The 4,872-nt window shown below is 46.4% G+C and carries 5 protein-coding genes; 3 read left to right on the forward strand and 2 right to left on the reverse strand.

The features are described from left to right. Positions 1-146: 146 nt before the first annotated feature. On the reverse strand, positions 147-761 hold the full coding sequence (locus RMO35_RS14395) for a TetR/AcrR family transcriptional regulator (RefSeq protein WP_309742016.1): 615 nt from the start codon (positions 759-761) through the stop codon (positions 147-149). A 225-nt stretch (positions 762-986) separates the two neighbouring features. Next, positions 987-2,408 (reverse strand): GTP-binding protein, encoded by a 1,422-nt coding sequence (locus tag RMO35_RS14400; RefSeq protein WP_309742017.1) that lies wholly within the window; start codon positions 2,406-2,408, stop codon positions 987-989. A gap of 431 nt (positions 2,409-2,839) precedes the next feature. On the opposite strand from RMO35_RS14400, the gene RMO35_RS14405 reads away from it, so the two are divergent. The 3 genes from RMO35_RS14405 to ureG form a co-directional block, all read left to right on the forward strand. Then, positions 2,840-3,172, forward strand: a complete 333-nt coding sequence (locus RMO35_RS14405) for a hypothetical protein (protein ID WP_309742019.1) — start codon at positions 2,840-2,842, stop codon at positions 3,170-3,172. Between the two features lie 39 nt (positions 3,173-3,211). Beyond that, positions 3,212-4,117, forward strand: coding sequence for a hypothetical protein (locus RMO35_RS14410; RefSeq protein WP_309742021.1), 906 nt, complete (start codon positions 3,212-3,214; stop codon positions 4,115-4,117). 193 nt (positions 4,118-4,310) lie between these two features. After that, positions 4,311-4,872, forward strand: a 562-nt coding sequence (ureG, locus tag RMO35_RS14415) for an urease accessory protein UreG (protein ID WP_309742022.1), incomplete at its 3' end; no start/stop codon positions are given.

Below are 4,872 nucleotides of genomic sequence, written 5' to 3' on the forward strand. Positions count from 1 at the left end.
AAGACACCGATACCAATTAACAGCATCCCCAGCGCGAGCGTCACGATGCCAACGATAAGCTGATGGTGAGTTTTCATAGGCGAATTTGACAAGATGCCTGAACTGACTATCTATTTTCGCCGATCTCGATCATCAATTACAAATTATTACTTTTTAGCCAAGACACCATTTAAAAATATATCTGCCAAACCTTCGGCCATCTCCTTCATTTCCAGTGGACTAGCCCCTGGTTGAGCGATCGTCTCGTGACTGAATCCCGCTACGACAAACATCCCCAAAAACACCTGCGCGATTACCCGAGGATTCATCTTCCGATAGACACCGCGTTCCATCGCTGTTTGAAAAAATGCTTCAGCGACATCGGTCATTTTCTCAACTACTTCTGACTGAATGCGATCGCGTAAATCTTGATGCAGTTGGACTTCCATAAAACAGACGCGCATCATGTCATAATTGTCACCCAGTCGCAACATTCGCTTGTACATCACATGGGAAATAGCTTCATAGCTAGCCATTTCGCTCAATTCTGTCAATAGATCTGTCAATAAGTCGATCCAGCCTTGAGTTGCGACTTCGACTAAGATCGCTTTTTTGTTAGTAAAATGCCGAAACAAAGTCCCCTCAGCAATCCCGGCTTTTTCCGATAGTTCCTTGGTCGTCGTGCCATCATAGCCATTGCGAGCAAACAGCTTTTGAGCCGCTTGCAAAATCTTGTCTCGGGTATTTAGCTCGGTTTTGTGTCTGCTATTAAATATCTGCATACATACCCAGGATAATCACAATACCTGTTCAATGGTGTCTCTACATTATTACGCCAGTAAAAATGAAATTTTACGCATTACTTCATAGTTCTTTAGAGATAGTTACTACACTTTACGATCGAACGATGAAATCGTGATTTGGCTTCAACTTTCTTAATATATCAAAGCTGGATGAGACGCGCCCTAACAATCTACCAGATTAATACCTCTAGATCATCCCAAAATCTACAATTGAGCGGGCGACTGTGGCGGATTTGGCGATGCTGGTACTGGCAATAACTCATCCCGCAGCCGAGAGATAATCGTCGCATCATCGACGCGATCGAGGATTTCGCGAATGACGGTATTAGCGCCCAATTGTCCCCAAGTACAACCTGCTGCTAGATAAGTTTGAGCGGCTTTTCCCACCATGTACGCCCCATATCCGGCGATCGCACCCTGAATTGCGCCCGCACCTAGATAACCGGGAAGTGCGGCAAAATTGACACTCGAACCGATGAGCAGTGCGGTTGTTTTGCCCACACCAAAGGCGATTCCAGTCACTAATTCACCTAGCAATAAACTCCCACTACTAAACAAAATTCCATTGAGTAACTTTTTGATTTCATACTTAGTCATCGGGAGATTGTATAACTTTGCTAGCGATCGAATCAGCATGAAATCGACAAACACCCCACCTAAAACATCGAAAATCGCGATCGGATTAGCAGCAACCGCTATTGCTTTATACCTGGCAAATTCCCAGACTAAACTATTGGCTTCGGCTTGAAGATCTGTGAGGGTATTTTTGGCTAAATTTGTTTGAGCAGATCGCGCTTGCACTAAAGCATTAACCGCCAGTAAAGAACGACCTTCACGGGCTAATAAGTCTTTAATTTTAGTCTTGAGTGGTTCGATTTGAGGTGCTGACTTTTCCCATTCAAATTTCTTCGTGCCGTCGGGATATTCGATCCGCACTTGCATTGGGGTGGGATCTGCGGCAACCATGACGACTTCATCAGCCGATACCAATCGTTGCAATAATTCATCGCCGAGGCTATTGTCGCTTAAGTTGCGTAACTGTTGGTAGATTTCTTGTTGCGCTTGCTCGGGATACAGATCGGCTTTATTAAATACGAGTAGTAATGGTTTGTGTGCCTGCCGCAATTCGCGTAAGGCTTGATATTCTAATTGCGTGATATCTCCGGCAATCACAAATAAAATTAAGTCCGCCTGTCCGACAACTTCCGCCGACATTTTAGCGCGGGCATCCCCGTCGATTTCATCTAAGCCAGGGGTATCGATCAGATCGATTTGCATAATTCCATCTGGCGACCAGTGGATCGATCGCGGAAACCGCGTTACCCCATTGAGTGGTCCAGTTTCGAGCAGCTTTTCCCCTACTAAAGCATTGAGTACCGCCGATTTACCGCGACTGACCAATCCAAATACCGCAATCCGATAATTATTCTGCTCTAACTTGGCTAAAGTCGCCGCTAAGGTGTCTAAATCGCCCTGCAAGCTAGGAGAAACCGTGCCGACCTTATCGGCGGCATATCGAGATAAACTTTGCTGTAAGCTCGCTCTAGCCCGATCGCAGTCTGTCTCGGGGCGATCGTCTTTGGCTGAGGGTACTAATGGAGAGGGGACTGTCTCAGAATTACTCATGTTCTAGGTGCCCGATCGGGGAATCATTCTTTTAGGCTAGCACTAATTTTGGCGGCTAGTTGGAAGGGGTAAGAGGTAAGAGGTAAGAGGTAAGAGGTAAAAGGTAATGGGTAAGCTTACCTCTTGCACCAGTACATAAAAATAGACTCAAAACCTAATCATAAGTACTATCCACTATCCACTATCCACTATCCACCATCTAGGTTTCAGATGATTCTAGTAGTTAAAATAATTGTGCCGACCTACCTAAGTACTATTCACTATCCACTATCCACTATCCACCAGCCACACTTCGGCTGTCGCTCAGTGCAAGCTATCCACTATCTGGAATTAGTAAGCTGACAAGATCGCGATTGGGGTCGGGAGTGAAGATGTGGGTACGTTAAAGATCTTCGAGTCGATCGCTTAAATTAACATTAGGAGCAAGTGTAATGTCTACCATTTTGGGTTTGGGACTAATTATTGTCAGTGTTTATTTTCTGGGTCAAAATATCATCTTCAATACCCACCTTTATAGTAGCTGGTTGCAGAAAACCTCAGCAACAGCTTCAGTATTAGCGCTACTTGCAGGGGTTGGTTCGCTGACCTTTTGGCGACGGGAGTTGGGGAACTTTGGCTGGTTTTTTATCGCCATTGGGATTATCTTAGTTTTCTTAAATAGTGCCGTAATTTTGCAGCCGACTAGTCTATGGACATTTGTGGTCGCGATGTTAGCATTTGCTAGTGGTTATCAACTACTCACTAGCGGTAGAATTAGATTCTAAAGTATTATTTTTGAAATTCTCACTAGCTGGGTAGTAGCGATGAAACGACGAATTTACTGCACCCTTGGGTTATTAACAATCTGTGGATTGGTAGCTTGCGGCAAAAAAGACCAGCCAACAGCAACGAATATCCCCACCGCTACACCGACACCCATCGTGACACCTGCGGTGCCATCGCCTGTCGCTCCGCCCCCACAACAATTACCGCCTGCAACACAACCCGCGCCAGCCGCGATCGAGACTCCTAAAACCGTCCCAGTATCGCCAGATACACCAAAAATTGCGGCTTTACCCAAATCTATCTATCCCACACCGACGCCAGTGGCGATTCCCATCGTCCCCGAACCAGTGCGCGTCAAAACAAATTCTAAAACCGAACCAATTACCAAAATCAAGCTGCCCGCAGCACCAGATCGAGAAATTACGCCAGTGGGCATTGGATCTGCCAAAATTGGGATGACTTTTAAGGAACTCAAAGCAACAATCGGCACTGGATATCAGTTCCCAGTTAAAACCAATTTTATTGAAGGATTTGATGCGATCGCCGTAACTAAAGCCGGGGCTGTACAATACTATATTCCCTATCCCACTGGCACCAATTTTACCGATGCCGATCGGATTCAACATCTGATGACCGACAATCCTAACTACCGCACGGCAAAAGGCGTCGGCCCTGGTACGCCCATCGGACAAGCCGCATCGGTCTACGGCGGCGGCGCGACGCTCTCGATGAGCAAAGAAAATGAATCGCGCGAGTTTATCAACTTCAACCAGCATCCTGATGGTTTAGCTTTTCGCCCCAAACCAGTAGGCACTCGTTCCTTTGCTGGCGACTATCCCGAAAGTAATGACGATTATCTGAAGACTCAAAAGTACGATCGCCGCGCCGCAATTGGTCAAATTACCGTCTCCTGTGCGGAAGATAAGTGCCAATCGGAAAATTAGAGGGTAGATGGGAGTTGGGAGTTGGGAGTTGGGGGGACGGGGAGATTGTTTTCTTACCTCTTACTCTTACTCTCTACTTCCACCTCCCAACTCCTACCTCCTACCTCTTACTCTCTACTTCCACCTCCCAACTCCCAACTCCCAACTCCTACCTCTTACCCTTTACTCCCATCTCCCAACTCCTAACTCCCCTATGAATCCCCTCCGTGTTGGCATTGCTGGTCCTGTTGGTTCGGGTAAGACTGCATTACTAGATGGTTTGTGTAAGCAATTACGCGATCGCTATCAGTTGGCGGTAGTTACCAATGATATTTACACTCAAGAAGATGCTCAGTTTCTAGTGAGGAGTCAGGCATTAGCACCAGAGCGAATTATTGGTGTGGAAACTGGTGGCTGTCCGCATACAGCGATTCGCGAAGATGCCTCGATGAATATTGCGGCGATCGAACAATTAGAGCGGCAATTTACCGATTTAGAGATAGTTTTCCTCGAAAGTGGCGGCGACAATCTCGCGGCTACCTTTAGTCCCGAACTAGTAGATCTGACCATCTACACGATCGATGTTGCAGGTGGCGATAAAATCCCCCGTAAGGGTGGCCCCGGCATTACTAAGTCAGATTTATTAGTCATTAATAAGATCGACCTTGCCGAGCAAGTTGGGGCAGATCTGGGGATTATGCAGCGCGATAGTATCAAGATGCGTGGAGACAAACCATTTATTTTTACCAACCTCAAAACGGGGCAAGGTTTAGCTA

The organism is Chamaesiphon sp. OTE_20_metabat_361 (genome assembly GCF_031364565.1).